A 22,141-nucleotide genomic window follows, 5' to 3' on the forward strand; every position below is an offset into this window, starting at 1 on the left:
TAAAGGGTGTTGGCGATGAAATTTACAATTATGTCAAAGGGAGATCAATCATCAGATACACTAGCAAGCACGATGAAAGAGTACTTGCTAGATTTTGGATTCATTATGGATGAAAAGGAACCCGATATTGTAATTTCTGTTGGGGGAGATGGAACGCTTTTATATGCGTTTCATCGTTATTATAATCGATTGGATGAAACAGCATTTGTTGGTGTACATACAGGGCATTTAGGTTTCTATGCAGATTGGTTACCGACAGAAGTAGAGAAATTAGTAATTGCGATTGCTAAAACACCATTCCAAGTGGTGGAATATCCGCTTTTAGAAGTAATTATTCGCTATGTGAATGGAAGTAAAGAGTCACAGTATTTAGCGATGAATGAAGCGACTGTAAAAAGTGCAGAGGGCACATTAGTAACAGAAGTGGAAATACGGGGAGAGTACTTTGAAACATTCCGCGGGGATGGTCTATGTATCTCAACTCCTTCAGGAAGTACTGCCTATAATAAAGCACTTGGCGGTGCAATTATTCACCCTTCTATTGAAGCAATTCAAATTGCAGAAATGGCATCCATTAACAACCGTGTGTTTCGTACTGTAGGCTCGCCGCTTGTATTGCCGAAGCATCATACATGTGTGTTGAAGCCGGCTCCAGGGATGAACTTACAAATTACGGTGGACCATTTAACGATGGTTCATCAAGATGTGAAATCAATCCAGTATCGCGTTGCAAACGAGAAAGTGCGATTTGTTCGTTTCCGCCCGTTCCCATTCTGGAAACGTGTCCGTGACTCGTTTGTTGCAGATAAATAGAAGGGGTTTATATATTGAACAGATTTACATTGAAATGGGATATAGAGTCATCTGAAGAGGGAACTTTAGTTAGAGAATTTTTGAAAACAAAAGGGATTTCTAAAGCTGCTTTAACGGATATAAAATTTCATGGCGGAGCCATTGAAGTAAATGGTCAATATGCGAGCGTTCGTCATCAACTACAAGCGGGCGAACAGTTACGTGTTTTTTTTCCAGTGGAAGAAAGAAGTGAAGGGATGATTGCGGAAGATATCCCACTATGCATTGTATATGAAGATGATGCAGTTCTTGTCATCAATAAAGAAGCGAACATGTCAACGATTCCGTCTAGAGAACATCCAGAGGGAAGTGTTGCTAACGCGCTTTTATCTTATTATGATAAGCAGCATCTTGCCAGTACGGTGCACATTGTAACAAGGTTGGATCGTGATACGTCAGGACTCATGCTTATTGCAAAAAATCGTTTCGTACATCATCTTTTATCGAAACAACATCAACAAAAAGCTGTGAAACGAACGTATGAAGCAATTGTTCATGGAGAGATGATAAAACGTGAAGGAACGATTGATGCACCGATTGGTAGAAAATCAGATAGCATCATTGAACGAACAGTTTGTGAGGATGGACAGAGGGCCGTTACTCATTTTAGAGTGATTCATAGCTCCTCGCAAAAGACGCATGTATCTCTTGAACTTGAGACAGGAAGAACGCATCAAATCCGCGTGCATATGGCTCATATAGGACATCCGTTACTTGGTGATGACTTATATGGAGGAAGAAGGGATGAAATGAAACGACAAGCACTTCACAGTACATCTTTGGCGTTTTATCATCCTATTTTAGAAAAGGAAATGTCTTTTGCTACGACGATTCCAAGCGATATGCAGCAGTTATTAATGCACGCTTAAAAAGGGACCAAAATTCTTATGTAATGAAGAATTTTGGTCCCTTTTTTCTTAGCGGAATAATATTAAAATTTGATTATCATCCGTACGCTTAATAACGAAAAATCCACTTTCAGCTTTTGTAGCAATGCCATCATCATTTGGACGACAATATCCATGCGGTTCGCAAGTGCCATCATCACGTACTAACATTTGTCCAATTAATCCGACAGGAAGCCAATCGGAGCGGTCTTTTCTTGCTATATATTTGCAAGCTGGATCCCATTCTGTATTTAAAAGTGGTTGTATTTCTTGTGTTTCTGTACGTACATATTGACGCTTTCCGAAGTTATCTGTTTTATAGCGCTTTTGCCAACTTAAAGCACCACTATTTCCTATAATAGCGGGGGTTGCACTAGATATTCCTAAAATGAAAGAATCGTTTGAAGTAGCTATCCGAATTTTTTCTTCGCTACTAAATGTAACGAAATAACCGACATCAATAGCTTTATGGTCCGCTGTTTCAAACATTTGTGCAAAATCCGTTCCGCTTGCATTGTAAGAAGCACCCTCAATGTACATTTCTCCATTATGAGCAAGCCATTTAGCACCGATATTATGATCGGTATCGTTTGTTCCATTTGCAATAAACCAAGAATAGGCTTCTTCGGCCGTACCGAATCGTCCCATAATATGGCTTCCTGCAAAATGAGCTGTTGATGTATGATTACCTTCCGCATGAGAAGAGAATCCATTAGCGATAGTTGCGGTTCCTTCTGCGTGTGCTGCTTCGCCTAAAGCAATCGTATGTTTACCTTCCGCGTGAGAATAAGAGCCGCCTGCTGTCGTTTCACTTCCTTCACTATGCGAACTATGTCCAGTTGCTTTTGTTTTTGATCCTTCTGCATGGGAGCAAGTTGCTTTTGCGTGTGTAAGAAGTCCTTCTGCATGTGAAACTGTACCCTCTGCATGAGAGTGAAGCCCTTCTGCATGTGAATATCGGCCTTCTTTTTTTACTTTCGTATTTTCAGGTGCAGGAGTCTGAATTATGATCGTTTTTTCTGTTTGTATATGATTTGATGGAGTTAATGCTTCTTTTATTTTTTTTACTTGGTTTATAATATCGGTTGGAATTTCTGGTTGTATTTTTTTATTTATTGCTACAGGAATGATTTCTTCCGTATTTTCCTTGTTTTCCTCGGAATGCAGTATTTGTTCATCGTGATGAGAGAGAGATTTATTTTTTTGCTGCATTTTTACTTTTCTACGATTGATTAGGCGGCTCATTACAGCATTTTCTAAAGAGACGTATTTTGGTTTAGTTTTGTTCTTTTTTGATGACTCTTGTTCTTCCAGTTCTTCTATAGCTGCCGCTCGAATGCCGCACCAGTTGTTAATTCCATACATGGGCTGATATAAAGGGTGGAATTTTCTTTTTTGTTTAGAAGATTTTTTCTTCATTCTGTCACCTCCTGCGACATTATATGTCGTGCAATTAAAAAAAGATGCACTTTATTGCATCTTTTTTTAATTGCTTTACCTAGATTTATATAGGATACGTCTAGAAAATATGATAATCTCTCGTTATTCGTGAATTGTACAAAGTAGAGAGGATTATGAAATTGGGCGGAATTTCTCAGGGAAAAAAGGAAGGGAAGACGGGACAGAAACGGTCTCCATTTCAGGATAACGTAATCCAGTTAGCTTACCTCCAAATACAGCGCCAGTATCGATATTGACTGTATGATTTACAAAACGAGGTTCTTTTACTGGTGTATGTCCATATATAATCCAAGCGTCGCCTTTATATTCTTTCGCCCAGTCGCGACGGACAGGAGAGCCATCATCATGTTTTTCACCTGTAATATCGCCATATAATACAAACGTTTGTACTTTTTTATCTTGCCTTCCTATGTAATCTTTTCGAATACCAGCGTGACATACAATTAACCGTTTCTCATCGAGCACGTGATATAAAGGGGAATTTTCATAAAGGGTGATGAACTTTTCTTTTATGATTTGCTGTTTATGAAAAGATAGTGCTTCGTATTCAGCAGCAGTTGTTTCAAGTCCGTGAGCGATTGTCACATTACGTCCGAGGAAAAATCGGTACAGCTTATTACAGTGATTTCCAGGAGCGTAATAAGCCTCTTTTTTATGTATGACAAGTTCCCATACAATTTCAATCATATGTAATGAATGAGGGCCACGGTCTGTAATATCACCAACGAATGCCAGCTTTCGCTCGTCGGGATGAACTGGCAAGCCACTATTCCATTTATATCCTAGTTTCGTCGTTAAGTTTTGAAACTCTTGGAAGCAGCCATGAATGTCACCTATAATGTCATATTTCATATGTAAACCTCCAGCCTATTTTTCATTAGTATAACTAAAAAAGGATAGAGATAAAAATATCGTTTTTTGCACGATTTATTTAAACATAAAAACTTTCGTTCGTGAGCGAACGTTTAAAATAAATCCAATTGCAATCATGTATGTAAGCAACGAACTTCCGCCGTAGCTCATAAGGGGTAATGTGATCCCTGTAATAGGGAGTAATCCGATTGTCATCCCGATATTTTGAAATACTTGGAAAGTAAACATTCCGATTGTACCAGCGCAAATGTAACTACCGAAAGGGTCATTACTTTCTAAAGCGATATGAATCATTCGAAAAATGAGTAAGAAAAAAAGTGAAATAATGACACTTGCGCCTAGAAATCCAAATTGTTCAGCGACGTTCGTGAAAATAAAATCTGTATGTGGTTCTGGAAAATATACTTGTCCATTTTCCCATCCTTTTCCTTGCATTTCTCCTGACCCAGTAGCTAAGAAAGCTTGTCTTAATTGATAGCCTTGCGCGTCATATTCGTAAGGGGCCAGCCAACCATAGAAGCGGTTTAATTGGTATTCTTTTAAGATATACTCCTTAAAGAATTCTGTATGAGCAATATAAATATACGTTAAGGTAAAACCTGCTGTGAAAATAACGGAGACTAATCCGAAAATAAAGCGCCAACGTATACCGGAAACTAGTATCATTGCTGCCAGCATCGCTGAAATTACCATTGTGTTTCCTAAATCAGGTTCTTTTGCAATAAGTAGTAGTGGTGGCAAACTCGTTGCGAATATTTTTCCGAGTAAGATACAATCTTCACGAGGTGTTCGAAAAAAATATTTTTCGTTATGATTAGCTATAATTCGTCCAATGACGATAATTAAAAATAATTTCATAATTTCTGAAGGTTGAAAATTTCCGATACCTGGGAGCCTGTACCAAGCGGTAGCACCTTTAATTGTAACGGCACCTGGAACCTGAAGTTCTAGCCCGATAAGTAATATCATTGCAAAGCTATATAAATACCAAGCAATTTTTTGATACCGATCGAAATCGATAATCATAATAACACCAATAGCGAAAAATCCAATGAAGTACCATTGTATTTGCTTGAGTGCAAAATTTACATTTTGTAAAAATGGTGGTAAAGAGGTTTGCGCACTTGCAATAGCAAAGCAACTAACAGTCCCAATGGCAAATAAAATGAATAGTAATACGTAGTCTATTTGATATTGAGAATTCGTATCTTTCACTGTATGTAATCCTTTCTATCGCCTAGTAAATATGTTGATGACGTCATTCTAAAAGTGATATAAGCAGACTGTCCATACATTTATTCCACTATTTATGTAAAGTCATACATAATAGGGAGGAATAGCTCCTCCCTTATGCAAAGCTATCGTGGATTTAGCTCTTTTATAATTATATTTAAACAACGAGAAAGACGTATGTGTGCATCTGGAATGAGATTGGGGTATTGTTTATAAAACTCGAATGCGCCTATACACCACTCATAGGCTTTGAGCAGACTAGTTCTATAATCATTGAAATCTTGTAAGAAACCATACTTTTTTGAGGTTAAAACGAGATGTGAAAAATCTTCAGATCCTTCCAGTAATTTATGGTGTACTTGCTGTCCATCATGAAAGCGAAAGGAACTTAAAGGTTCAGTGATATAAAATGCATCACCTTTTGAAAGTAAACACATCCAAGAGGCCATATCAACACTACAACAATAGTTCCTTTCATTTAAAGTACCAAAAGGTTCTGTTAATAGTCGCCTTCGAAAGAGTACAGTCGTAGGCTCACCAATAATATTTTGTCCAGATAAAAGCATATGGTTTCCAAAATCTATCCCACTTAGCAGAGTATCTTCGCTATACAATCTATTTACAGCGGGATGGTTTTCAATTATATCTCCATTTTCATCAATCCAAGTGCGATATGATGTAATAAGTGCGAGTTTTTGATTTAAGTCTTGTTGGAAATAGAACATCATTTTCTCGATTTTATTACTATGGAATAAGTCATCGTCCATTAAGAAGTTTATGTATTCGCCACTAGACTGTTCTAAGAGCATGAGGTCATTATGGAATTGTCCTAAAGTAGTACTATTCCGGATATATGTTATACGGGAATGGTTTGGTAAGTATTTTTCATGCATTAATTTTTCAGTTTCATCATTCGTACTATCGTCTCCTACAATAACTTCAATGTTTGGATAAGTTTGTGCCAAAGCACTTTCTAGAGCGATTTTGAAATAATGTGGTCTATTATAGGTGGGAATAAGGATGGAAACCAGAGGTAGATTTTTTTCATTTGTCATACGTAACTTCCTTTCAGAAGCTTTTTTTTGTAAGAACAATATCTTGATAACTCGTATATTCATGTCGGCCGCACCATAAACCATAGTGTGGTTTATTCATTACCTCTAAGCCATATTTATTCAATAAAGCGCAAATATCTGTTTCAGGATAAGCAACTGCGAAATTAGGAATATCTTTATTTACGACATAACAATTTTCAATTTGATGATAAAATCCTAACGCACTTAGTCCTGCATTTAAATAATAGGATGACTCAGGGTTTATTAAAAAGAACGTAATAAAACATCTCCCGTCTTTTTTTAATACACGTGCAATCTCAGATACGTAATGTTCTAATTCTGTTGGGAGAAGGTGCGTAAATACAGAAGTTAAAAAGATGAAATCGAATGTCGCGTCTTCATATGGAAACTTATAGTGAGAGGCATCTTCTTTTCCTTCTGGATTGTAAAATTGATTGTATATGTCAACGTGTTCAAAATGAAAATTATTACGGGTAGTTGTAATATTATTTTTACACCAAGTGATACCTTCTTTAAACAAATCAAATCCATAATACGCTCCATCATCAGTTAAGTAATTCATTAATGGAACAGCCATTCGGCCGACGCCGCAGCCTACATCTAATACTTTTTCGTTTGACTTTAAAGCCCCAATTTGAATGAAATGCTTTAGGAATTCTTTACCGACCTTTTCAAAATCGCCACCTACATATTGGACGAGTTCAGGAGGGGGGAGTAATTTTATTTTTTTTTCAAGTTCGCTCATAAATACACTCCTTCCTTGTAGTAAAAAGGCAAACCAATACGGTATCCATATTATCTCGATATTTACAGACGAATCTCACCTCAAAACGAAGAGTATGGAGAAATTAAAGTTTTATTTGATAGCGAAAGAGGATAAGATGTGACCGCTTATTACATACAAGGAGATTCCTAAAACGGTTCATGTATTCAAGTATTAGATTAATAGGAATGGAACCTCCTTATAATCAAAATTTCTCTTATTCTTTTCGCCAATATACACCAAAGATATCAATTTTAGTAATAGGAGCTTTTAAGTTTCTTTGATTTCTAAAGTCCGTCACAGCTTCTGCACAAGCTGGTAGTCCATAGTCATCAATAATAATATAGCCACCGGTTGAAACTTTATCGTATAAGTTCACGAGACCATCCATCGTAGATTCATACATATCCCCATCCAGTCGTGCAATTGCAATCTTTTCTATTGGTGCTGTTGGTAAAGTATCTTTAAACCAGCCTTTTAAAAATTTTACTTGATCATTTAATAAATCATATTTTCTAAAGTTTCCTTGTACTTGTTCTAAAGAAACACGTAAATAATCGAATGTGTGTAAATAATCACCGTAGTCTTTCGGATATTGTTCTAAATTCGGTGCTGGCAAACCTTCAAATGAATCTGCAACCCAAATATTGCGATCCGTAATGTTATTGGCTTGTAAAAAGCCATTCATAAAAATGCAAGAACCTCCGCGCCATACACCTGTTTCGATAAAATCTCCTTCTATATTTTCACGAACAACGGTTTCCATTGCCTCATGTAACTGATTCATACGTTCTCGGCCAATCATACTATGTGCTGCTCTTGGCCAATCCAGTCCATCATGACGTTCACTTTTTGAAACATCTGGCTTTACAATTTTTAAGTTGTGATTTTCGGCATATTGCTTAATGAATAAAGGGAGTGGTACGGTAACTGGCTCGAATTGAAGTTCTTTTGATATATGTAGAGATGCAGGTAAGTACTCCTCATATTCTAACCATATTTCAAATAAAATTGTCTTCTTTAGCAATTCGAGATAAAGCTGAACAGCGGATTTATTTTCCATATTTATGCCTCCTGAAAAATGTCATACAACAATATGATTATGTAGATAGCAAAGATTTCATGATTGAATTCGAAATAGAAAAAGCAGTAAAACCAATATCAGTTTTACTGCTAAGTAAAAGATTAAGCGATTTTCTCAATAATAATAGATGCACTTGTACCAAGAGCTAGAGATAATCCAATTCCAGTAACAACTGCTTCAACCATTGATGGAGTTATTGTAATTTGTGTAATTGCTTGGATAACGATAGGTGCGCCAACTGAGATTAAGCTTGTGCCTGCACCTGGTACAGTAACTCCATTAACTTGAATTGCAAGGCTACCTAATAAACTTACTGCTGCAGTATATGCGATAACAGTAATTTTATAGAATCCAGTTTCACTTATGATGAAAGTATCAGCGTCCAATTGAGAAATTGCAGTACCAAACTGAGATCCAACCGTGTTAAACGGTACAGGATCATTAATTCCAAGAGCTAAAGAAACTGTAGCAGAGTTAAATGCATACAATCCTGCTGGAAGTCCTAATCCAGATGGCCCAGTAGGTCCAGTAGGTCCAGTTGGCCCAGTAGGTCCAGTTGGCCCAGTAGGTCCAGTTGGCCCAGTAGGTCCAGTCGCACCAGTGGATCCAGTTGGCCCAGTAGGTCCAGTTGGCCCAGTAGGTCCAGTCGGCCCAGTAGGTCCAGTTGCACCAGTACCTCCAGTCGGCCCAGTAGGTCCAGTCGCGCCAGTTGTACCAGTGCCTCCAGTCGGCCCAGTAGGTCCAGTCGGCCCAGTAGGTCCAGTTGGCCCAGTAGGTCCAGTCGGCCCAGTAGGTCCAGATGGCCCAGTAGGTCCAGTAGGTCCAGTCGGCCCAGTAGGTCCAGTTGGCCCGGTTGGAAGTGTAAACGGTGGTATTGGTGGTAAAGTTGGACCTACAAGATTAGGATCAAATGCACTAGCTGATAATGATTCATCAGGATTTAAGCCATCTGAATAATTATTATTTGACATAAATTCACCTCCATAAAGCTTTCATTATATAGTAGATGCAAAATCGCAAGAAAATGACACGGACATTTGAATTATTGAAAAGAAATCTAAAATAACTTGAACAATATAAAAATGTGGAAAGTTTCGCGTTTGTATAACATATGATTGAGTTGGAAGAAGGTGATTATATTGAACAAGCAAGGCATTACAATTAGTTTATGTATGATAGTCCGAGATGAGGAAAAGACAATAGCTCGATGTTTGGATGGGATTGAAGAAATTGTTGATGAAATTGTAGTAGTTGATACAGGTTCTGTTGATCGAACGAAAGAAATTGTAGAGAAATACACTCCTAATATATATGATTTCCAGTGGATTGATGATTTTGCTGCGGCTAGAAATTTTGCTTTTTCAAAAGCGACGCAACAGTATATATTATGGCTAGATGCAGATGACGTATTATTAGAAGATGCTCAAGAAGCATTGAAACAATTAAAGGGACAATTAGATTCTAATGTGGATGCTGTTTCGATGCCTTATCACCTTGTAATGGACTCTAACGGGAAGCCTTTATATTGCACAAGAAGGTATCGGCTTGTAAAGCGCGAAAAACAGTTTCAATGGTTTGGTAAAGTACATGAGTATTTAGCGGTTTCCGGTGAAATTTTTAATAGCAACATTGCTATTACACATAAAAAGGAAAAAGAAGTAACGGATCGTAATTTGAAAATTTTTCAAAATGCTGTAGCAGCTGGAGAAGAATTGAGTCCGAGAGATTTGTTTTATTATGCAAATGAATCTATGGATAATCAAAAATACAATGATGCGGTTCTTTTATATGAAACATTTCTGAATCAAGATGAAGGATGGTATGAAGAGAAAATTTATGCATGCGGTAAGTTAGGGGATTGTTATGCGAAGCTCGGACTGTGGGAGAAAGCAGTTGAGGCTTGTGCAAAATCGTTTCGGTACGATGTTCCTAGAGGAGAGAATTGTACAAGAATAGGATATATATATATGGATCAACAAAAGTATAATGAAGCGATATTTTGGTTTAAATTAGCAACGGAAGTGCCTCTAGCGAAGGATAGTCCATTTCACAGCCCAGCTAGCTACACATGGCTTCCTTATTTACAAATGTGTATTTGCTACAGCAAGTTAGGGGAGCAAGACAAAGCTTATTATTACAATGAATTAGCAGCTTCTTATGTTCCGAATAATGCTGCAATCGAATATAACCGTAAATATTTTCGGGGTGTTTTTGATAAACAATATAAGGTGTAATGCATGCTATTTTTAGGAAATAACTTGTCACGATTCTAATAATGATAGATTGGCTATATATTAGAGTATCGGCAGAGATGATATTGGTTGTAAAGTGTATTTTGTTCATATGAGATGTATATTTCAAATTCAATTTACATAAGGAGCGTGTGAAATGAATCGGGAAAAAAGTTCTTTATATGAAGAAAAATCTGATTTTTATTATAATGCAGCGAATCCAAATTTATTGAAGCATATAAAAAAGGAATGGAAAGAAGTTCTTGATATTGGTTGCTCGAGTGGTGCATTAGGAGCGGCTATAAAAGAAAATGGTACACGTGTATCAGGAATTGAGGCATTTTCAGAAGCAGCGGAAAAAGCAAAAGAAAAGCTAGATCATGTTGTTTTAGGCGATATAGAGACAATGGATATGCCGTATGAGGAGGGCCAATTTGATTGCATCATATTTGGTGACGTATTAGAGCATTTGTTTGATCCATGGGCTGTGGTAGAAAAAGTGAAACCATATATAAAACAAAATGGTGTGATTTTAGCTAGTATACCGAACGTTGCTCACATCTCAGTGTTAGCCCCCTTACTCGCTGGAAACTGGACGTATACAGAGTATGGTCTGTTAGATAAAACACATATTCGTTTCTTTACTTTTAATGAAATGTTAAGACTGTTTTTAAAAGCAGGATATTCAATTAGTAAAGTAGATCGTGTATATGTGGATCATAAAATATATGAGCCACTTATTGAAGAGTTATATGGAATTTGTAAAAAGTATCGTCTTGGAAGTGGCTTCATGGCTGAGACGGTTGTATTTCAATATATTATTGAAGCAGAAAAATCACAATTATGAGTGCGGCAGACAAAACAATATTATTTGTTACATGTATAAATGATCGGAAATTGTATGCACAATGTGCGCGACACATATTGAAATTGGCAGTACCTCCTGGGTATACTATCCAATTCATGCCGATTCGAAATGCAAAAAGCATGACGAGCGGATACAATCAAGCTATTTCACATCCAGCGAGGTATAAAGTGTATTTACACCAAGATGTATTTATTATAAATGCAGCCTTTCTATACGGATTAATTCAATTATTTGAGGAACATGAACATCTTGGAATGATTGGGATGGTTGGGTCGCAATATGTTCCTCCAACTGGTATATGGAACGAAGGGCGTGGGATTGTCGGGAAAGTCATTGGTTATATGAACGATTTGTTTTATATGGCAAGTTTAGAGCAACCATTTCATGAATCAAAGACGTTTATTCCGGTTGAATGTATTGACGGTTTGTTAATGGCGACACAATATGATATCCCGTGGCGAGAAGACTTATTTGACGGATTTGACTTTTATGATGTATCTCAATCATTTGAATTTAAAAAAGCAGGATATACAGTCGGTGTACCTGTACAGCGCGATGCTTGGTGTATTCATTATCATTTCGATGTGAATATGACAAACTATGAAAAATATAGAAAAGTATTTGTAGAGAACTATATGTCAGATGTGAATAAGGAAGAATAGAGGGGCTACAAAATGAAAGATCACACAATATTAGTCGTTGTTTGTGTAAATAATGAAAAGCTTTTCGAGCAATGTGAGAGGCAAATAAGAAACATTTTTGTTCCCCCTGGCTATGCTGTGCAAATTTTCCCGATACGAGATGCAAAAAGTATGGCAAGTGCATATAACCGAGCCCTTTCATTTCCAGCAAAGTATAAAGTATATATACATCAAGACACGTACCTTATTAATCGTGATATGTTTTATAATCTTATTTCTCTTTTTAAAGAAAATGAAAAACTTGGTTTAATTGGAGTCGCAGGTGCTCAGTTTTTACCGAGTAACGGGATATGGTGGGAAGGGAAAAATTTAGTAGGGAAAGTGATTGAGTATAGAAGACAGAATTATCAATTATTAAATTTAGATCAAGGGTTTTATGGAAATCAATCTTTTATGTCAGTGCAGGCAATCGATGGTTTACTCATGGCAACGCAGTATGATATTCCGTGGCGAGAAGATTTATTTCAAGGATTCCACTTTTATGACGTTTCACAGTCTTTAGAGTTTCAAAAGGCTGGCTATCTAATCGGTATCCCTAATCAAGCAAATTTATGGTGTATTCATTATAACGGAGATGAGTTTGATGCCGATACATACGAGAAGTATCGGAAAGTGTTTGTAGAACAGTATAAAGATATACTATCTCCATCATAAGGGAGAGATGTAGGATGAAAGGGATTATTTTAGCGGGCGGAACTGGATCGAGACTATATCCAATAACGAAAGTCACGAATAAACATTTGCTTCCTGTTGGACGGTATCCGATGATTTATCATGCAGTATATAAGCTAAAACAATGCGGGATTACAGATATTATGATAATTACAGGTAAAGAGCATATGGGAGATGTTGTTAGCTTTTTAGGAAGTGGTTATGAATTTGGCGTGTCTTTTACGTATCGGGTGCAAGATAAAGCTGGTGGAATTGCACAAGCTTTAGGTCTTTGTGAAGATTTTATCGGAAATGATCGTATGGTAGTTATATTAGGAGATAATATTTTTTCAGATGATATTCATCCGTATGTTGAAGAGTTTACAAAGCAAAAAGAAGGTGCGAAAGTGCTATTGCAATCTGTAGAAGATCCTGAAAGATTTGGTGTAGCACATATTCAAAACCGAAAAATAATTGGAATTGAAGAAAAGCCGAAAGAGCCGAAAAGCTCTTATGCTGTTACGGGAATTTATTTGTATGATTCGAAAGTCTTTTCCTATATAAAAGAATTAAAACCTTCCGCAAGGGGAGAACTTGAAATTACAGATATAAATAATTGGTATTTAAAACGAGGGGTACTTACTTATAATGAAATGAGCGGTTGGTGGACGGATGCGGGGACTCATGCTTCTCTTCAAAGGGCGAATACGTTAGCGCGGGATATAAACTTTGGGAAACAGTTTAACGGAGAATAGGTGAGAATATGAAAGTTGTAGAAATAAACTTTACCGATGCAAAATTGTTAGAACCGAGGTTATTTGGAGATGAGCGTGGTTTTTTTACAGAGAGTTATAATAAGAAGGTACTAGAAACATTAGGAATTACATATTTATTTGTACAAGATAACGTATCTTATTCAGCGCAGGCAGGAACAATTCGAGGATTGCACTTTCAAAAAAAACCGAAAGCACAAACAAAACTCATTCAAGTTATGCAAGGGGCAATTTACGACGTTATCGTTGATTTGCGAAAAGATTCCCCAACATTTAAACAGTGGAGAGGATACATTTTAAGTGCGGATAATCATCGGCAATTATTGGTACCAAAAGGATTTGCTCACGGTTTTTGTACGCTTGTTCCGCATACCCTTGTTATGTATAAAGTAGATGAGTATTATAGCGCAGAGCATGACTCTGGATTACTTTGGGAAGATAAAGAATTAGCAATTCCATGGCCGGTAGCAAATCCTATCTTGTCAGATAAGGATCGAATATTACCATTGCTTCAGGAATATGACGATAGCTTTTAAGTAGGAGAGTTGTTTATGAATATATTAGTAACAGGTGGAGCTGGATTTATTGGAAGTAACTTTGTCCATTACATGTTACAAAGCTATGAAACATATAAAATTATAAATTTCGATGCATTAACATATAGCGGAAATTTAAATAATGTAAAGTCTATTCAAGATCATCCGAATTACTTTTTTGTAAAAGGGGAAATTCAAAATGGAGAGCTGCTGGAACATGTTATTAAGGAACGTGAAGTGCAAATAGTTGTAAATTTCGCAGCTGAATCACATGTAGATCGTAGCATTGAAAATCCGATCCCTTTTTATGATACAAATGTAATTGGGACAGTCACTTTATTAGAATTAGTGAAAAAGTATCCGTATATTAAGCTCATACAAGTATCAACAGATGAAGTATACGGTTCTTTAGGGAAAACAGGAAAGTTTACTGAGGAAACCCCATTAGCTCCAAATAGTCCGTATTCTTCAAGTAAGGCGAGCGCGGACATGATAGCTTTATCTTATTATAAAACATATAAATTACCAGTTATAGTGACGCGTTGTTCCAATAACTATGGGCCGTATCAATATCCCGAAAAATTAATTCCATTAATGGTTACGAATGCGCTGGAAGGAAAAAAGCTACCGTTATATGGTGATGGATTAAATGTAAGAGATTGGTTACATGTAAAGGATCATTGCAGTGCAATTGACATCGTTTTGCATAAGGGGCATTTAGGAGAAGTATATAATATAGGCGGAAATAATGAAAAAACAAATGTAGATGTTGTAGAACAAATTATTACTCTCTTAGGTAAAACAGAAAAAGATATTGAATTTGTTACAGATCGTTTAGGTCATGATCGTCGTTATGCAATTGATGCACAAAAAATGAAAAGTGAGTTTGATTGGGAACCGCAGTATACGTTTGAACAAGGGCTAAAAGAAACAGTGGAATGGTATGAAAATCATATAGAATGGTGGAAACCACTAAAAGAAAAGTAAGGGGCATGAAAATGAAAGAGCGGGTTATCATAACAGGAGCAAATGGACAATTAGGAAAGCAACTACAAGAAGAGTTAAGTCCTGAAGAATATGACATATATCCTTTTGATAAAAAGTTACTAGATGTAACAAACATATCCCGAGTTCAGCAAGTGGTACAAGAGATAAGACCACATATAATCATTCATTGTGCAGCTTATACGAAGGTTGATCTTGCTGAGAAAGAACAAGATCTTGCTTATTTAATAAATGCAATAGGAGCTCGAAATGTAGCGGTTGCTTCACAAATAGTAGGGGCTAAGTTAGTTTACATTAGTACCGATTATGTATTTCAGGGCGCCAGACCGGATGGGTATGGTGAATTTCATAATCCAGCTCCGATAAATATATATGGGGCCTCTAAGTATGCGGGGGAGCAGTTCGTCAAAGAGTTACATAATAAATACTTTATCGTTCGTACATCGTGGCTGTATGGTAAATATGGAAGTAATTTTGTGAAAACGATGATGCGATTAGGTAAAGAAAAAGATGAAATAACCGTTGTAGCGGATCAAATTGGCTCTCCTACGTACGTGACAGATTTAAATATGATGGTTAATAAACTCATTCACACTTCTTTATACGGTACATATCACGTATCCAATAGAGGATCATGCTCTTGGTTTGAATTTGCACAAAAAATATTTTCTTATGCAAATATGGATGTGAATGTATTACCTGTTTCAACGGAAGAATTCGGATCGGAGGCTGCGAGGCCTAAATATTCGATCTTTCAACATAACATGCTACGATTAAATGGTTTTTTACAAATGCCTTCTTGGGAAGAAGGATTAGAACGTTTTTTTATAGAAACAAAAAGTCATTAACAAATTTGAGTTAATGACTTTTTTGTTTGCCTTTAAGCTGTTTTATGGTACTATAATTATAGTATCAGGTACTAATAACAAGTATAAGTATTTCTGGGAGGATATATCATGGAACTATTACAAGGGAAAACATTTGTTGTTATGGGCGTTGCGAACCAAAGAAGTATTGCATGGGGAATTGCTCGCTCTTTGCATAATGCAGGTGCAAAATTAATATTCACATATGCAGGAGAACGTTTAGAAAGAAATGTTCGTGAATTAGCGGACACATTAGAAGGTCAAGAATCACTTGTATTACCTTGTGATGTAACGAATGATGAAGAACTTACAGCTTGCTTTGAAACGATTAAGCAAGAAGTTGGTACAATTCACGGTGTAGCACATTGTATTGCTTTTGCAAATCGTGACGATTTAAAAGGTGAATTTGTAGATACTTCTCGCGATGGATTTTTACTTGCACAAAATATTAGTGCATTCTCTTTAACAGCTGTAGCAAGAGAAGCGAAGAAAGTAATGACAGAAGGCGGAAATATTTTAACGTTAACATACCTTGGCGGTGAGCGCGTTGTGAAAAATTATAACGTTATGGGTGTTGCGAAAGCTTCATTAGAAGCGAGCGTAAAATATTTAGCAAACGATTTAGGCCAACACGGCATTCGTGTGAACGCTATTTCTGCAGGACCAATTCGTACGTTATCTGCGAAAGGTGTAGGCGATTTCAACTCAATCTTAAGAGAAATCGAGGAGCGCGCACCACTTCGTCGTACTACAACGCCAGAAGAGGTTGGAGATACAGCAGTATTCCTATTCAGTGATTTAGCACGCGGTGTAACAGGAGAAAATATTCACGTTGATTCAGGATATCATATTTTAGGATAAATATTGATTATAGTTTTTAAAGGACAGTCTCTAAACGTTGAGGCTGTCCTTTTTTATTGTTCTCAGAAAGAACGATTTTTAACGAAAGTTCTTGCCACGTTATGAATATAACTATAATAGTACACGATTTATTCAGCGACGTATGGAAGTGGGAGGGACGAGTGTGAAGAATAAAAATAAAAGTTCAACAGTTGGAAAACCGTTGTTATATATTGCGCAAGTAAATTTAGAACTTGCTGCACCGAAAATAAAACGAATTATATTAACGAATTTTGAAGATGAGGACCGAAAAGAGAAAAGTAATAGAAACGAAAATGTTGTAAGTAGTGCTGTGGAAGAGGTGATAGAACAAGAAGAGCAGCAAATAGAAGAAAAAATAGAAGAAGAGGAGGAACAAGAGAAACAAGAGAAACAAGAAGAGCAACAGCAAGTGAGAACAGTCCCGTACAATAAATCATTTAAAGATATGAATAATGAAGAAAAAATTCATTTTTTATTAAATCGTCCTCATTACATTCCGAAAGTAAGATGTAGGATAAGAACGACTACCGTCTCATATATAGGATCGATTATATCGTATCGTAATGGCATTGTATCCATTATGCCACCAAATAGTATGAGAGATGTTCGGTTATCTATAGAAGACATCAAATCGATTGATATGGCCGGCTTTTAAATATGTAAAGGTGGTAGAAAGCTTCTACCACCCCAATAGTTTTTTAGTTTACTTAACTATAGAAACGTCGCGTAAGCACTGAATAGCACAGAAGCAGCTTAAATCAACAGTAATGCAAGTAGATGTCGAGATTAATCTTGCATTTGGTACAGCTAAAAACGTACAAATTGGATCGTCACCAGGCGGTACAGGAGAACCGTCACCTAATACTACAGTTAACACACGTAAGACAGCACAGCTATCATCATCTACGCTTTCCACACGGAAAATTGGAGATCGGCAGCTAGTAAGGCTTGAAGATGGTGCAAATGCTTCAAAAGGTTCACCAGTTTTTGTGTATAAAATAAAAGGGCGTGTATTTGCTACTGATGCAGTATTGTGTGCTCCTAAAAATGGGATTTCACAACCAGATCCACACGTAGTAGTAGAGCAATCTTGTAATTCATTGATGAATTTTACAACGTCAACTACACAATGAGAAGAGCTATGGTGTTTATTTTCGTTACAACTCATTAATGTCACTCCTTATCTTCTTGTTTGTATTTACATTAATAAGATATTGGAGTCGGAGAGATTTGGTCACAATCTCAAGACCTTTTTTTTTAAATAGGCGAAAGAAGATAAGGGAAGGTGGATTCATGCTATTTACAAGCTGGCTTTTATTTTTTATATTCGCGTTAGCTGCTTTTAGGCTCACTCGTTTAATTGTTTATGATAAAATTACAGCCTTTTTGCGAAGACCGTTTATTGATGAATTAGAGATTACGGAGCCGGATGGAAGCGTATCGACTTTTACAAAAGTAAAAGGTAAAGGATTAAGAAAATGGATTGGAGAATTATTAAGTTGTTATTGGTGTACAGGTGTATGGGTTAGTGCTTTTTTATTAGTTTTATATAATTGGATCCCGATCGTTGCGGAGCCATTACTTGCATTATTAGCTATCGCAGGTGCAGCTGCAATCATTGAAACAATTACAGGATATTTTATGGGAGAATAATATATTTTTATAACATCAAGAAAAAGCGGAGTTTAAAAGAATGAGGGAACGGAAATAAGGAGTTGTTCATATAGTGAATAGACAGAATTGACAGTAGAGGAGATGTTTGCTGTGAGCAATAATCCAAGGCAAAATTTATATGACCTGCAGCAGTGGTATAATATACAGCAACAACACCAAGCACAACAACAGGCATATCAAGAACAATTGCAACAACAAGGATTTGTGAAGAAAAAGGGATGTAATTGCGGGAAAAAGAAGAACAAAATAAAACAATATGAAGAATGAAACACTCATGTTACTGTGAGTGTTTTTTATTATACATATAAAAAAGCGGTATTCCTGTTTTAGAAATACCGCTTTTTACTAGCTAATTTGTGCAACTGTTAATGCTGCCGCACGGACGTCTACAGTTCCAATCAATTCAACTGGTACAATTTGAATTAAGTCACCAGGGTTTAAGTTAATAAGAATAACACCACTGGATACGTCTACTTCACCAGTACCAATAACGTTAGAACGAACCGCTGTACCTGATCCAGGAATAATGTTAGCCGGCGTACCTAATGATAAGAAGAAACGACCAGCTTCTGGTGCCGTAGGAACGTTATCAAGACTAATTGTTAATGTATAACTAATTTGATAAATACCAGCTCGTAGAATTCGAATACCATCTCCGACACTTACTGTATCATTTATTACAGGAACAGTAATATTTGGGTTTGGACTTACGCTAGGTAATAGTAATGGTGTAAATAGTGAAGCGAACTGAGGTGCAGAAGCGTTGAAAGCAAAACCGAAGGCAGGTAGTGTACTAGCTGGTTTCGCTTCGCAATCAATCTTAGTAAATTCGCAATCAGAAGAGAACATGTTTTTCACTCCTTTATCTGTTTCTACTTTCAGTTAATGAAAAGGACAGGTTCTATGTTCTAGACAAGTTCCCAATTTTATAAAAAATACATAATAATACCTTTTAAGCATGGATTGGGTGGCAGAATTCTCTGCCACCCAATCCATGCTTAAATCGTTATTTAGTTTTAAATCGTAACATCACGTAAGCATTGAATAGCACAGAAGCAACTTAAATCAACCGTAAGACAAGCAGGGGTTGATACTAACCTTGCATTTGGTACATTTAAAAACGTACAAATTGGATCGTCACCAGGTGGTACAGAGGAGCCATCACCTAATACTACAGCTAATGCACGTAACACAGCACAATCATCATCATCGATGCTTTCAACGCGGAAAATTGGAGTTCTACAGCTAACAAGGCTTCCTGATGGTGCAAATGCTTCAAAAGGTTCTCCAGCCTTTGTGTATAAAATAAAAGGACGTGTATTCGCTACTGATGCAGTGTTATGTGCTCCTAAAAATGGAACTTCGCAACCAGATCCACATGTAGTGGTTGCGCATTCTTGTAATTCATGTATAAAACGAACGACATTAGATACACAGTTGAAATCAAAATCATGGTGATGATTATCTTCGTTGCAATTGCAGCTCATTATGTTCACTCCTTATCGTGAGTTCTGACATACACTATTACAATATGAACGGGATATGGTTGATATTACGTTAATTCTTATGATAAAAGCAGGTAATTTGAATAGGAGGGGGGAGTACGAGAAAAGACATCCTTATTTAGTGGATGTCTTTTCAGGTAAGTCTTTTCTTGTAGTATATAAAAAACGAGATATGTCTAATTTCTTTCCTCTGAAAAATTGCGGAGAAGAAATGTAAAGTTCTTCTTTCGCACGTGTAATTGCGACATAGAGTAATCGTCGTTCTTCCTCTAGTGCTTCAGAAGTTTCCGTTACACGGTCATTTGCGTCTTTTAAAGAAGAAGTATGCGGCAAAATACCATCGCTCGCTCCAAGTAAAAAGACGCATGGAAACTCAAGGCCTTTTGCGTTATGAATGGACATAAGCGAAACGGCATCTTTTTGCGGCATAGTTTTTAATGCTTCCATTTCTTTTTGACCTTGAATCGCCTCGTCAATAAATTGTAAGTAAGCTGGAATATCGGTGAAACGAGTTGCAGACTCCATTAATTCTTCTAACATTTCTTCTTGGATGTCTTTATGCATCGTAAAGGAAGAACGATCGTTACTTTGTAAGTACTCTAAATATTTTCCTTTACCATGAATAATTTCTTTTAATGCTTTTTTCGGTTCTAGTTCTTTTATAAATTTAATAAAATCAATGCGCTCATTTACCTTTTTTACTTGAAAAGGTTTCAAGCTCGGATTTAATAATAAGAAATGAAGAAGAGAAGGGAAACGACCTTCACCATATTTCCATTGCTCACGTTCAATAAAGGAAATGCACTCATCTCGGCCGATATACATAGTTGGTAATATGTTAGAAAGAGATTCTAGGCGAAACGGTTCAATCACGAGTCGTAAATGATCTAATACAGGTCTAATTAAAGAGTGCTCGTAAAAGGATTGACTCGCACCGTGTTTAATAAACGGGATTTTATGAATTGTAAGCTGATCAAGTAACGAACGGCTTACAGAATGTGTGCGATACAGTAAACAAAAATCTTTATAGTTTCGTTCGCCACTATCTACTTTCTCTTGAATGAGCTGTAAAATTTGATTTGCTTCATCAAGAGTTGTAGCTGGTCGTGCGTAAAATGGTTGTACACCTTCTTCACGAACAGAATATAGCTCTTTATCAAAACGCTCTTGATTTAGTTTGATAACTTCATTTCCAAGTCCAACGATAAATGGATTGGATCGATAATTCGTATTAAGCGCGATAATCGTTGTATTATCAAATTCCTTTGGGAAAGATAAAATAATTTGATGACTTGCTCCTCGCCAGCCATAGATCGCTTGATCATCATCACCTGCGATAAATAAATTATTTCTTGGCGTGGCTAACAATTTTACAATTTCATATTGTGCATACGATGTATCTTGGAACTCATCTACTTCAATATAGTGAAAACGTTGTTGTAATTGAGTAAGTAAGGGAGCGTTATTTTCTAACATATAATATGTTTCTAATAAGATGTCGTCGAAATCGATATAATTATATCGTTGTTTTACCTCTTCAAAACGTTCGTATACTTCTTTAAATTCTTGTTCAACTGGTGTTTTCGCTTTTACATCTTTCGGACGATTTAAGTTGTTTTTTTCAAGGGAAATCATAGCGAGCATCGTTTCCGCATCATAACCGTCTTTTAAACGTAATTCTTTTAAAATTTTCTTTATCATAATTTGTTTATGTTTTTCATTTGCTAAAATTTGCTGATTATATCCTTGGCTACGAAGCAATTTTAAAAAGACAGAGTGGAATGTACCAGCAACAACATAGCTACTTGTGGCACGATTCATACCTGGTAAATTTGCTACACGACTTCGGATTTCTTCAGCCGCTTTTTGTGTAAATGTAAGCAATAAAATATTCCGTGGATGAACTTGTTTTACATTTACTAAATAACCAACGCGGGTTGTTAAAACAGAAGTTTTTCCGCTTCCGGCACCAGCCAATGTAAGAACAGGACCTTCTGTCGTTCGCACAGCTTCTAATTGTTTTTCGTTTAGAAAAACATTTTGCTGTTCGAGAGCGCGGAAATACGCCGCATCTGCATCTTCTTCCATAATTAAATGGGTAGATGTTTTCGGAATATGATATGTCGCACGCGGAATATCAGCGTGTGTTAACGATTTTTGTGAAAATTTTTCTTGTGTCATATATTCACCTTCAAAACTATAGCATCAACATTTAACTTT

25 protein-coding genes are annotated in these 22,141 nt (G+C 36.6%); 14 read left to right on the forward strand and 11 right to left on the reverse strand.

The features are described 5' to 3' along the window. The first annotated feature begins 15 nt into the window (after positions 1 to 15). Together ACS2MN_RS07305 and ACS2MN_RS07310 are read left to right on the forward strand one after the other, a co-directional pair. The gene (locus tag ACS2MN_RS07305; RefSeq protein WP_000673191.1) at positions 16 to 813 is read left to right on the forward strand and encodes an NAD kinase; all 798 of its coding nucleotides are present in this window, start codon (positions 16 to 18) and stop codon (positions 811 to 813) included. A gap of 14 nt (positions 814 to 827) precedes the next feature. Continuing rightward, positions 828 to 1,721: an RluA family pseudouridine synthase gene (locus ACS2MN_RS07310; RefSeq protein ID WP_088055470.1), complete on the forward strand. Its 894-nt coding sequence runs from the start codon at positions 828 to 830 to the stop codon at positions 1,719 to 1,721. 48 nt (positions 1,722 to 1,769) lie between these two features. Here ACS2MN_RS07310 and ACS2MN_RS07315 read toward each other — a convergent pair whose 3' ends face one another. The 7 genes from ACS2MN_RS07315 to ACS2MN_RS07345 form a co-directional block, all read right to left on the reverse strand. Next, positions 1,770 to 3,158 carry a peptidase G2 autoproteolytic cleavage domain-containing protein gene (locus ACS2MN_RS07315; protein ID WP_098709755.1) on the reverse strand — a complete coding sequence of 463 codons (1,389 nt, stop codon included), beginning with the start codon at positions 3,156 to 3,158 and terminating at the stop codon, positions 1,770 to 1,772. Between the two features lie 153 nt (positions 3,159 to 3,311). Then, positions 3,312 to 4,052 (reverse strand): bis(5'-nucleosyl)-tetraphosphatase PrpE, encoded by a 741-nt coding sequence (gene prpE, locus ACS2MN_RS07320; RefSeq protein ID WP_098805151.1) that lies wholly within the window; start codon positions 4,050 to 4,052, stop codon positions 3,312 to 3,314. Positions 4,053 to 4,127: 75 nt separating this feature from the next. After that, complete coding sequence (locus ACS2MN_RS07325; protein ID WP_087950755.1) at positions 4,128 to 5,288, reverse strand: FtsW/RodA/SpoVE family cell cycle protein; 1,161 nt, start codon at positions 5,286 to 5,288, stop codon at positions 4,128 to 4,130. A 143-nt stretch (positions 5,289 to 5,431) separates the two neighbouring features. Next, a complete protein-coding gene (locus ACS2MN_RS07330) occupies positions 5,432 to 6,361 on the reverse strand; it encodes a glycosyltransferase family 2 protein (RefSeq protein WP_015000235.1) in 930 nt (309 codons plus the stop codon). Positions 6,362 to 6,374: 13 nt separating this feature from the next. Next, positions 6,375 to 7,127: a class I SAM-dependent methyltransferase gene (locus tag ACS2MN_RS07335; protein WP_098805152.1), complete on the reverse strand. Its 753-nt coding sequence runs from the start codon at positions 7,125 to 7,127 to the stop codon at positions 6,375 to 6,377. A gap of 235 nt (positions 7,128 to 7,362) precedes the next feature. Then, on the reverse strand, positions 7,363 to 8,208 hold the full coding sequence (locus ACS2MN_RS07340; protein ID WP_000428841.1) for a TylF/MycF family methyltransferase: 846 nt from the start codon (positions 8,206 to 8,208) through the stop codon (positions 7,363 to 7,365). Positions 8,209 to 8,330: 122 nt separating this feature from the next. Next, positions 8,331 to 9,200 carry a BclA C-terminal domain-containing protein gene (locus ACS2MN_RS07345; protein ID WP_346994094.1) on the reverse strand — a complete coding sequence of 290 codons (870 nt, stop codon included), beginning with the start codon at positions 9,198 to 9,200 and terminating at the stop codon, positions 8,331 to 8,333. Positions 9,201 to 9,365: 165 nt separating this feature from the next. Here ACS2MN_RS07345 and ACS2MN_RS07350 point away from each other — a divergent pair, with 165 nt between their 5' ends. The 10 genes from ACS2MN_RS07350 to ACS2MN_RS07395 all read left to right on the forward strand — a co-directional run bounded on the left by ACS2MN_RS07350 (position 9,366) and on the right by ACS2MN_RS07395 (position 17,397). Next, complete coding sequence (locus ACS2MN_RS07350) at positions 9,366 to 10,463, forward strand: glycosyltransferase (protein ID WP_088055507.1); 1,098 nt, start codon at positions 9,366 to 9,368, stop codon at positions 10,461 to 10,463. A gap of 154 nt (positions 10,464 to 10,617) precedes the next feature. Beyond that, positions 10,618 to 11,307, forward strand: a complete 690-nt coding sequence (locus ACS2MN_RS07355) for a class I SAM-dependent methyltransferase (protein ID WP_001078420.1) — start codon at positions 10,618 to 10,620, stop codon at positions 11,305 to 11,307. Continuing rightward, positions 11,304 to 11,990 (forward strand): glycosyltransferase family protein, encoded by a 687-nt coding sequence (locus tag ACS2MN_RS07360; RefSeq protein ID WP_001271195.1) that lies wholly within the window; start codon positions 11,304 to 11,306, stop codon positions 11,988 to 11,990. Before ACS2MN_RS07355 ends, ACS2MN_RS07360 begins: the two co-directional genes overlap by 4 nt. Positions 11,991 to 12,002: 12 nt before the next feature. After that, positions 12,003 to 12,683, forward strand: coding sequence for a glycosyltransferase family protein (locus tag ACS2MN_RS07365; RefSeq protein WP_070172870.1), 681 nt, complete (start codon positions 12,003 to 12,005; stop codon positions 12,681 to 12,683). A 14-nt stretch (positions 12,684 to 12,697) separates the two neighbouring features. Next, positions 12,698 to 13,435 carry a sugar phosphate nucleotidyltransferase gene (locus ACS2MN_RS07370; protein WP_000676185.1) on the forward strand — a complete coding sequence of 246 codons (738 nt, stop codon included), beginning with the start codon at positions 12,698 to 12,700 and terminating at the stop codon, positions 13,433 to 13,435. Positions 13,436 to 13,443: 8 nt separating this feature from the next. Then, a complete protein-coding gene (gene rfbC, locus ACS2MN_RS07375; protein WP_098805154.1) occupies positions 13,444 to 13,989 on the forward strand; it encodes a dTDP-4-dehydrorhamnose 3,5-epimerase in 546 nt (181 codons plus the stop codon). 15 nt (positions 13,990 to 14,004) lie between these two features. Further along, on the forward strand, positions 14,005 to 14,976 hold the full coding sequence (rfbB, locus tag ACS2MN_RS07380; RefSeq protein ID WP_098709839.1) for a dTDP-glucose 4,6-dehydratase: 972 nt from the start codon (positions 14,005 to 14,007) through the stop codon (positions 14,974 to 14,976). A gap of 11 nt (positions 14,977 to 14,987) precedes the next feature. Next, positions 14,988 to 15,842: a dTDP-4-dehydrorhamnose reductase gene (gene rfbD / locus ACS2MN_RS07385; protein WP_098709838.1), complete on the forward strand. Its 855-nt coding sequence runs from the start codon at positions 14,988 to 14,990 to the stop codon at positions 15,840 to 15,842. A 108-nt stretch (positions 15,843 to 15,950) separates the two neighbouring features. Next, the gene (gene fabI / locus ACS2MN_RS07390; protein WP_000421885.1) at positions 15,951 to 16,721 is read left to right on the forward strand and encodes an enoyl-ACP reductase FabI; all 771 of its coding nucleotides are present in this window, start codon (positions 15,951 to 15,953) and stop codon (positions 16,719 to 16,721) included. 142 nt (positions 16,722 to 16,863) lie between these two features. After that, a complete protein-coding gene (locus tag ACS2MN_RS07395; protein ID WP_088055506.1) occupies positions 16,864 to 17,397 on the forward strand; it encodes a spore coat CotO family protein in 534 nt (177 codons plus the stop codon). A gap of 48 nt (positions 17,398 to 17,445) precedes the next feature. On the opposite strand, the gene exsY is transcribed toward ACS2MN_RS07395, so the two are convergent. Beyond that, the gene (exsY, locus tag ACS2MN_RS07400; protein ID WP_080595565.1) at positions 17,446 to 17,910 is read right to left on the reverse strand and encodes an exosporium assembly protein ExsY; all 465 of its coding nucleotides are present in this window, start codon (positions 17,908 to 17,910) and stop codon (positions 17,446 to 17,448) included. 125 nt (positions 17,911 to 18,035) lie between these two features. Here exsY and ACS2MN_RS07405 point away from each other — a divergent pair, with 125 nt between their 5' ends. Next, positions 18,036 to 18,395, forward strand: a complete 360-nt coding sequence (locus ACS2MN_RS07405; RefSeq protein WP_000899662.1) for a DUF1360 domain-containing protein — start codon at positions 18,036 to 18,038, stop codon at positions 18,393 to 18,395. A 102-nt stretch (positions 18,396 to 18,497) separates the two neighbouring features. Then, the gene (locus ACS2MN_RS07410) at positions 18,498 to 18,683 is read left to right on the forward strand and encodes a hypothetical protein (protein WP_033660380.1); all 186 of its coding nucleotides are present in this window, start codon (positions 18,498 to 18,500) and stop codon (positions 18,681 to 18,683) included. A 78-nt stretch (positions 18,684 to 18,761) separates the two neighbouring features. Here ACS2MN_RS07410 and exsF read toward each other — a convergent pair whose 3' ends face one another. The 3 genes from exsF to ACS2MN_RS07425 form a co-directional block, all read right to left on the reverse strand. Beyond that, positions 18,762 to 19,265, reverse strand: coding sequence for an exosporium protein ExsF (gene exsF, locus ACS2MN_RS07415; protein ID WP_000492940.1), 504 nt, complete (start codon positions 19,263 to 19,265; stop codon positions 18,762 to 18,764). A 167-nt stretch (positions 19,266 to 19,432) separates the two neighbouring features. Continuing rightward, positions 19,433 to 19,903 (reverse strand): spore coat protein CotY, encoded by a 471-nt coding sequence (gene cotY / locus ACS2MN_RS07420; protein ID WP_001277720.1) that lies wholly within the window; start codon positions 19,901 to 19,903, stop codon positions 19,433 to 19,435. Positions 19,904 to 20,035: 132 nt separating this feature from the next. Next, the gene (locus ACS2MN_RS07425; RefSeq protein WP_000191189.1) at positions 20,036 to 22,102 is read right to left on the reverse strand and encodes an ATP-dependent helicase; all 2,067 of its coding nucleotides are present in this window, start codon (positions 22,100 to 22,102) and stop codon (positions 20,036 to 20,038) included. Positions 22,103 to 22,141 lie beyond the last annotated feature (39 nt).

It is taken from the genome of Bacillus cereus group sp. BceL062, from assembly GCF_051780025.1.
GTDB classification, from domain to species: domain Bacteria; phylum Bacillota; class Bacilli; order Bacillales; family Bacillaceae_G; genus Bacillus_A; species Bacillus_A toyonensis.

Bases quoted from the DNA above. Each gene is read 5' to 3' on its own strand.
- ACS2MN_RS07305 (WP_000673191.1), top strand. From the start codon at position 16: ATGAAATTTACAATTATGTCAAAGGGAGATCAATCATCAGATACACTA.
- ACS2MN_RS07315 (WP_098709755.1), bottom strand. From the start codon at position 3,158: ATGAAGAAAAAATCTTCTAAACAAAAAAGAAAATTCCACCCTTTATAT.
- prpE (WP_098805151.1), bottom strand. From the start codon at position 4,052: ATGAAATATGACATTATAGGTGACATTCATGGCTGCTTCCAAGAGTTT.
- ACS2MN_RS07330 (WP_015000235.1), bottom strand. From the start codon at position 6,361: ATGACAAATGAAAAAAATCTACCTCTGGTTTCCATCCTTATTCCCACC.
- ACS2MN_RS07335 (WP_098805152.1), bottom strand. From the start codon at position 7,127: ATGAGCGAACTTGAAAAAAAAATAAAATTACTCCCCCCTCCTGAACTC.
- ACS2MN_RS07340 (WP_000428841.1), bottom strand. From the start codon at position 8,208: ATGGAAAATAAATCCGCTGTTCAGCTTTATCTCGAATTGCTAAAGAAG.
- ACS2MN_RS07345 (WP_346994094.1), bottom strand. From the start codon at position 9,200: ATGTCAAATAATAATTATTCAGATGGCTTAAATCCTGATGAATCATTA.
- ACS2MN_RS07355 (WP_001078420.1), top strand. From the start codon at position 10,618: ATGAATCGGGAAAAAAGTTCTTTATATGAAGAAAAATCTGATTTTTAT.
- ACS2MN_RS07360 (WP_001271195.1), top strand. From the start codon at position 11,304: ATGAGTGCGGCAGACAAAACAATATTATTTGTTACATGTATAAATGAT.
- ACS2MN_RS07365 (WP_070172870.1), top strand. From the start codon at position 12,003: ATGAAAGATCACACAATATTAGTCGTTGTTTGTGTAAATAATGAAAAG.
- ACS2MN_RS07370 (WP_000676185.1), top strand. From the start codon at position 12,698: ATGAAAGGGATTATTTTAGCGGGCGGAACTGGATCGAGACTATATCCA.
- rfbC (WP_098805154.1), top strand. From the start codon at position 13,444: ATGAAAGTTGTAGAAATAAACTTTACCGATGCAAAATTGTTAGAACCG.
- rfbB (WP_098709839.1), top strand. From the start codon at position 14,005: ATGAATATATTAGTAACAGGTGGAGCTGGATTTATTGGAAGTAACTTT.
- rfbD (WP_098709838.1), top strand. From the start codon at position 14,988: ATGAAAGAGCGGGTTATCATAACAGGAGCAAATGGACAATTAGGAAAG.
- fabI (WP_000421885.1), top strand. From the start codon at position 15,951: ATGGAACTATTACAAGGGAAAACATTTGTTGTTATGGGCGTTGCGAAC.
- ACS2MN_RS07395 (WP_088055506.1), top strand. From the start codon at position 16,864: ATGGAAGTGGGAGGGACGAGTGTGAAGAATAAAAATAAAAGTTCAACA.
- exsY (WP_080595565.1), bottom strand. From the start codon at position 17,910: ATGAGTTGTAACGAAAATAAACACCATAGCTCTTCTCATTGTGTAGTT.
- ACS2MN_RS07405 (WP_000899662.1), top strand. From the start codon at position 18,036: ATGCTATTTACAAGCTGGCTTTTATTTTTTATATTCGCGTTAGCTGCT.
- ACS2MN_RS07410 (WP_033660380.1), top strand. From the start codon at position 18,498: ATGTTTGCTGTGAGCAATAATCCAAGGCAAAATTTATATGACCTGCAG.
- exsF (WP_000492940.1), bottom strand. From the start codon at position 19,265: ATGTTCTCTTCTGATTGCGAATTTACTAAGATTGATTGCGAAGCGAAA.
- cotY (WP_001277720.1), bottom strand. From the start codon at position 19,903: ATGAGCTGCAATTGCAACGAAGATAATCATCACCATGATTTTGATTTC.
- ACS2MN_RS07425 (WP_000191189.1), bottom strand. From the start codon at position 22,102: ATGACACAAGAAAAATTTTCACAAAAATCGTTAACACACGCTGATATT.